6 protein-coding genes are annotated in these 5,554 nt (G+C 61.5%); all 6 read left to right on the top strand.

Annotation, left to right across the window (positions count from 1 at the left end; translation table 11 throughout):
- Positions 1-1,337, top strand: a 1,337-nt coding sequence (locus AC5JJ6_RS39470; RefSeq protein WP_496047284.1) for a phage/plasmid primase, P4 family, incomplete at its 5' end; no start/stop codon positions are given.
- Positions 1,338-1,342: 5 nt separating this feature from the next.
- The gene (locus AC5JJ6_RS39465; RefSeq protein ID WP_496047283.1) at positions 1,343-2,977 is read left to right on the top strand and encodes a type I restriction-modification system subunit M; all 1,635 of its coding nucleotides are present in this window, start codon (positions 1,343-1,345) and stop codon (positions 2,975-2,977) included.
- A 319-nt stretch (positions 2,978-3,296) separates the two neighbouring features.
- Positions 3,297-3,674 carry an ArsR/SmtB family transcription factor gene (locus AC5JJ6_RS39460; protein WP_496047282.1) on the top strand — a complete coding sequence of 126 codons (378 nt, stop codon included), beginning with the start codon at positions 3,297-3,299 and terminating at the stop codon, positions 3,672-3,674.
- A 77-nt stretch (positions 3,675-3,751) separates the two neighbouring features.
- Positions 3,752-4,279 carry an arsenate reductase ArsC gene (locus AC5JJ6_RS39455; RefSeq protein WP_496047281.1) on the top strand — a complete coding sequence of 176 codons (528 nt, stop codon included), beginning with the start codon at positions 3,752-3,754 and terminating at the stop codon, positions 4,277-4,279.
- On the top strand, positions 4,276-4,701 hold the full coding sequence (arsC, locus tag AC5JJ6_RS39450; protein WP_496047280.1) for an arsenate reductase (glutaredoxin): 426 nt from the start codon (positions 4,276-4,278) through the stop codon (positions 4,699-4,701). Before AC5JJ6_RS39455 ends, arsC begins: the two co-directional genes overlap by 4 nt.
- Before the next feature lie 49 nt (positions 4,702-4,750).
- Positions 4,751-5,554: ACR3 family arsenite efflux transporter (gene arsB / locus AC5JJ6_RS39445; protein WP_496047279.1), on the top strand; the 804-nt coding region annotated here is incomplete at its 3' end.

Genomic DNA, 5,554 nt, shown 5'->3' with positions numbered 1-5,554 from the left:
CGATCACCCAGGACAGCGTCGCGCAACGGCTCGCGGACAGATACGCTGGCGAGTTGCGGTTCTGTCACCATACCGGCGCCTGGTTCCGCTGGACCGGCACGCACTGGCGCAGGGATGACACCAACCTCGTCTTCCAGCTCGTCCGCGAACTCGCCCGGGAAGTGACGCGCGGGGAGGATCCCAAGCTGCAGAAAGATGCCGGAAAGGCGTCATTTTCCAGCGGTGTCGATCGCTTCGCCCGAGCCGATCCCGGATTCGCGACCACATCGGAGGGCTGGGACAAGGATCCTTTCCTTCTCGGCACCCCTGGCGGCACCCTGGATCTGAGGACAGGTGTGTTGCGCCCGGCAAAGCCGGCGGATGGCATCACGAGGATTACGGCGGTGGCGCCCGCGGAAACCGCTGATTGCCCACAGTGGCTCAAGTTCCTGGATCAGGTTACGGCGGGAGACCAGGATCTGATCCGCTTTCTTCAGCAATGGTGCGGCTATGCGCTCACCGGCGACATCGGCGAGCATGCGCTCGTGTTCATTTACGGCCCGGGCGGCAATGGAAAGGGCGTGTTTCTTAACACGCTGACTGGCATCCTCGGGGACTATGCCGTCACGGCGCCGATGGACACCTTCACGGCCTTGACCTCGGATCGGCATCCCACTGACCTCGCCATGCTGAGGTCCGCGCGCCTGGTGCCCATCTCGTCGCTGGATGAGCAGAACGCGGTTGCAGTCGCCGCACATCTTGCGGCCATGCTGAAAGAAGATGAAAACTCCCTGAAGACGATTATCTCTACCCATCACCCTCTTTTCTTCAACGTCTTATACAACGAGCTGTCGCGGGTGAAGGGGAATCGCTTCTTCTTTCTCGGGCGGTCGGCGGCGACAGGTGAATACAGCCTCACCGACACCGGCGACACGCCGTTCTTCCACCACGTCGCCTGTCTGATGGAACTGCATGAGGCTGCGCGTAGCGGTCAAATCTACACGCATCATTTCAACATGTTGCGGGTGATCGCGGAAAAGACTGCCAGCTTTCTCGGCTACGATAAGTTCGAAGATTGCATCAAGCGCGACGATGATGATCAGGATGGCATTCTTCATAAGCGTCTATTAAATCTCCTAAGTCATGGAAAGTATTCCCTCTACGAACCGCAAGAAATGCTCGATGAAAATAAGCGGCATTTCAAGAAAATGCTCGCTGTCTTCACTGAGCGCTTCCTCTTCAACCCGAATCGGTTCCCGAATCTCGCGGTTGTTGAGCCGCCCGTAGCAGCGCCTGTGCTTACCTCCCAGCTAGTGGGTGCCATCGTCTCTTCCCAATCCGATTCAGTGCCGGAGTAATGACCATGGCCGAACGTGACCAAAGACAACTCGGTAGAATCCTTTGGAACATCGCCGACCAATTGCGCGGAGCGATGAACGCCGATGATTTCCGCGACTATATGCTGGCGTTCCTGTTCCTGCGCTACCTCTCGGACAACTACGAGGCGGCGGCGAAGCGTGAACTAGGCAGGGACTACCCGGACCCAAGCGCCATCGGCAACGGTGGCCGTTCGCCGTTGTCGGTGTGGTACGCGAATAACCCGGACGACATCGCCGCGTTCGAGAAGCAGATGCGGCGCAAGGCGCACTACGTCATCAAGCCCGAGAACCTGTGGACGAACATCGCCCACCTCGCCCGCAAGCAGAGCACGGAACTGCTCGACACCCTGCAAAGGGGGTTCAAGTATATCGAGGATGAGTCGTTCGAGAGCGCGTTTCAAGGGCTGTTCTCGGAGATCAACCTCGCGTCGGACAAGCTCGGGCGGACCTACGACGCCCGCAACGCGAAACTCTGTTTGATCGTCGGCGAGATCGCGCTGGGACTGGCAAATTTCTCCACCGATGCCGACACCCTTGGCGACGCCTACGAATACCTGCTCGACCAGTTCGCCGCAGGGTCGGGCAAAAAGGCGGGGGAGTTCTACACGCCGCAGCGGATCAGTGACATCCTCTCGGCCATCGTCACCCTCGACGGCCAGGAGCCGGCGACGGGTCTGCGGAAGCGGCTGGAGAGCGTCTTCGATTTCGCCTGCGGTTCCGGCTCGCTGCTGCTCAATGTCCGCCACCGCGTCACTGAGGCGGGCGGCACGATCGGCAAGATATACGGGCAGGAGTCGAACATCACGACCTACAATCTCGCGCGCATGAACATGCTGCTGCACGGGGTGAAGGACACGGAGTTCGAGATCTACCACGGCGACTCGCTACGCAATGACTGGGACATGCTCCGCGAGACAAACCCGGCGAAGGCGCCCAAGTTCGACGCGGTGGTCGCCAATCCGCCGTTCAGCTACCGCTGGGACCCGACCGAGGCGCTGGGCGAGGACATGCGGTTCAAGAACCACGGACTGGCGCCCAAGTCAGCCGCCGACTTCGCCTTTCTGCTCCACGGATTCCACCACCTCAGCGATCAGGGCGTGATGGCGATCATCCTGCCGCACGGCGTGCTGTTCCGCGGCGGCGCGGAGGAGCGTATCCGCACGAAGCTTATCAAGGACGGGCACATCGATACGATCATTGGCCTGCCGGCCAACCTGTTCTATTCGACGGGCATCCCGGTCTGCATCCTCGTCCTGAAGAAGTGCAAAAAGCCGGATGATGTCCTATTCATTAACGCATCCGAGCATTTCGAGAGAGGCAGGCGACAGAACTACCTCTCCGACGAGCATATCGCGAAGATCATCGACACATACCAGCAGCGTCCGGAGAGCATCGAGCGGTACGCCAAACGCGTTGATATGGCCGAGATCGAGGCCAACGACTTCAACCTGAACATTGCGCGCTATGTCAGCACGGCCAATGAGAGTGTCGAGATCGATCTGTCGGCCACGCACAAGGAGTTGGTCGAGATCGAGAAGCAGATTCGGGAGTCAACGGCGAAGCATAATGCGTTTCTGAAGGAGCTTGGACTATTCCTATTGCCAACGTCCGATAATTAATTGAAGCGATCCCTCCCAAACTCTCTGCCTCATGGTTCTTAAACTGAAAACAGACTTACTTGTTGGTGCCCTCGACAAATCTGCGTTGGATCGACGGTGCAAGCCGGAGCAGGCGGCGGAGCCCTGTATGAAAGCTTGGTGCACTCCCGCCGCACAGGTTCTTCGGCTACTCCAAGCCCCTTGACCCTCCCCAAAACGCAGCGCTCTCCACCGTCACGTGATTGTAACTTGACGCCCCTCCATCTTCGGCATAATTCCACTAACATAGAATTATGGAAGTGAAGCTTCGAAGCCAGGATGCGGAGGTCGTCGGGTTCCCATGGATAAAAAGGCGGTTCTGTCGGCGTTGTCGGCGCTGTCGCAGGAGACGCGGCTGGATGTTTTCCGGTTGCTGGTGCAGGCCGGTCCCGACGGATTGCCGGCCGGAGCCATCGCCGAGGCTCTCGGCGTGGCGCCCAATACCCTGTCTTTCCATCTGGCTCAGTTGAACCATGCGGGGCTGATCGCACAGCGGCGCGAGAGCCGGTCGCTGATCTACAGCGCCGAATACAGCCACATGAATGCCCTGATGGGCTTTCTGATGGAGAACTGCTGCGGCCTTCCGGCCAACGCCGCCGCCTGCGGTCCCGTCTGCGCCACGGCTCCCGAGGCGGCCAATAGCGAGTCCACCGTGAGGTCGCCGCGCCGCCGCGTCTGATCGCCGTTCCAGTCCCCGAAAGTCCCCGACCAGTACGACCGCCGCCCATCGCGGCCAGATAGCCTCAGGAGGCATCCATGGAATCGAAGAAGACCTATAACGTCTTGTTCCTCTGCACCGGCAACAGCGCCCGCAGCATTCTGGCCGAAGCGGCGATCAGCCGGTGGGGAGGGGGCAGGTTCCGGGGGTTCAGCGCGGGTAGCCAGCCCAAGGGCACGGTGCATCCGCTGACGCTGAAGCTGCTGAGCAACCTGAACTACGACATCAGGGGCTTCCGCTCGAAGTCGTGGGACGAGTTCGCGGAACCGGGCGCGGAACCGCTCGATTTCGTGTTCACGGTCTGCGACAACGCCGCGGGCGAGGCCTGCCCGGCATGGCCGGGCCAGCCGATGACGGCTCACTGGGGCGTCGAGGACCCCGCCGCCTTCGTCGGACCGGACGACCTGGGCCTCAAGCTTTTCAAGCGCGTCTATCTGGAACTGGAAGCTCGCATCAAGGTCTTCACCAGCCTCCGGCTGGAAGGGCTCGATAAGCTGTCGCTCCAGAGCAAGCTGCGCGACATCGGCAAGATGCGGGCGGAAGCGGACCAGGGAGCGGCGTCATGACCGGCGTCACCATCTATCACAATCCCGCCTGCGGCACCTCCCGCAACACGCTAGCCTTGATCCGCAACTCCGGCGTCGAGCCTGAGATCGTCGAGTACCTGAAGACGCCGCCCAGCCGCGACCGGCTGGCCGACCTGATCCGCCGCATGGGCGTGCCGGTTCGCAGCGTGCTGCGCGAGAAGGGCACGCCTTATGCCGAACTCGGCCTGGACGACCCGTCGCTGTCCGACGACCGGCTGCTGGACGCCATGATCGCGCATCCGATCCTGATCAACCGGCCCATCGTCGAGACGCCGCTCGGCGTCCGCCTGTGCCGTCCATCCGAAGCGGTGCTCGACATCCTCCCCGATCCTCAGCGGGGCGCCTTCGCCAAGGAAGACGGCGAGCGCGTCGTCGACGAGCAGGGCCGCCGCATTGCCTGACGCCGCGTCACTTGACTACGCTTTGCCTGAAGCTGAAACGAGTATCCTCATGTCCTCCACCGCTCCAGCCTCGCGGTTGTCTTTCCTCGACCGCTACCTGACCCTATGGATCTTCCTGGCCATGGCGCTGGGCGTCGTGCTCGGCACCGTTTTCGAAGGTCTGCCGGCGGCGCTCGACAGGCTGTCGGTCGGGACCACCAACATTCCGATCGCCATCGGGCTGATCCTGATGATGTACCCGCCGCTGGCCAAGGTGAAGTACGAGGAACTGCACCGCGTCTTCGCCGACAAGCGGGTGCTGGTCCTTTCCCTCGTGCAGAACTGGCTGATCGGCCCCTGCCTGATGTTCGGTCTGGCGGTCCTGTTCCTGCGCGATCATCCGGAATACATGACGGGCCTGATCCTGATCGGCCTTGCCCGCTGCATCGCCATGGTATTGGTCTGGAACCAGCTCGCGCGCGGCGACAACCAATACGTGGCCGGTCTGGTCGCGTTCAATTCGATCTTCCAGATCCTGTTCTTCAGCGTCTACGCCTGGATCTTCCTGAGCGTCCTGCCGCCCCTGTTCGGCCTGGAAGGCAGCGTGGTCAACGTCAGTTTCTGGACCATCGCCAATGCCGTGCTGATCTACCTGGGCATCCCGTTCCTCGCCGGCTTCCTGACCCGCAGAACCCTGACGGCCAGAAAGGGCAGGGCATGGTACGAGGGCGAGTTCCTGCCGCGCATCGGACCGATAACGCTGGCGGCTCTCCTGTTCACCATCGTCGCCATGTTCAGCCTGAAGGGCGCCGACGTGGTGCGGCTGCCGTTCGACGCGCTCCTGATCGCGGTCCCGCTCTCGATCTACTTCCTG

It is taken from the genome of Skermanella sp. (assembly GCF_059503625.1).
This window is presented reverse-complemented; position numbering and strand designations above follow the sequence as displayed.

Excerpts from the sequence above, each read along its gene's own strand:
- AC5JJ6_RS39465 (WP_496047283.1), top strand. The coding sequence starts at position 1,343 with ATGGCCGAACGTGACCAAAGACAACTCGGTAGAATCCTTTGGAACATC.
- AC5JJ6_RS39460 (WP_496047282.1), top strand. The coding sequence starts at position 3,297 with ATGGATAAAAAGGCGGTTCTGTCGGCGTTGTCGGCGCTGTCGCAGGAG.
- arsC (WP_496047280.1), top strand. The coding sequence starts at position 4,276 with ATGACCGGCGTCACCATCTATCACAATCCCGCCTGCGGCACCTCCCGC.
- AC5JJ6_RS39455 (WP_496047281.1), top strand. The coding sequence starts at position 3,752 with ATGGAATCGAAGAAGACCTATAACGTCTTGTTCCTCTGCACCGGCAAC.